Source organism: Oleiphilus sp. HI0061, from assembly GCF_001635675.1.
In genome coordinates this window covers 1-417 of record NZ_LWFE01000813.1, presented here as the reverse complement: position 1 = coordinate 417, position 417 = coordinate 1, and the positions used below count along the sequence as shown (strand labels likewise).

1 protein-coding gene is annotated in these 417 nt (G+C 43.2%); it reads right to left on the bottom strand.

Features of this window, described 5'->3' with window-relative positions; genetic code table 11:
• Nucleotides 1-369, bottom strand: a 369-nt coding sequence (locus tag A3735_RS09810; RefSeq protein WP_068638005.1) for an elongation factor P-like protein YeiP, incomplete at its 3' end; no start/stop codon positions are given.
• Between the last annotated feature and the right edge of the window lie 48 nt (nt 370-417).

Here is a 417-nt window from a genome sequence, read left to right as displayed (position 1 = left end):
CGGAGCCTCGTTTACCATCACAACCAGCAAGCCTTGCGCATCTTCGGCCATAAACAATAACTCATCAGCGATGCTTTCTTTATCCAGACTATATGAAGAGTAGTCTTCGCTATCCATAAAAACGTATTCATCACCATCAGCATATGAAAAAGTTACCGGGCGGCGGTCCAAATCTGCAAGTGACAGCATATCGGAGTCTTTGAAAGTTTCATCAATCTTATGGTTTGTCGCCACATTGTACATACGCATACGATACAAACTTCCGCCTGCACGGCCTTGTGGAACAGAGCGCTCGATATCGCGAACAATATAAGCTTCACCATTCATTTCAACGGCAGCGTTCTTCTTAATTTCACTTGCTTTAGGCATTCGTTTTAACTCCTGAATATTGTTTTGGCGCTATTATAGTCGGGTAAA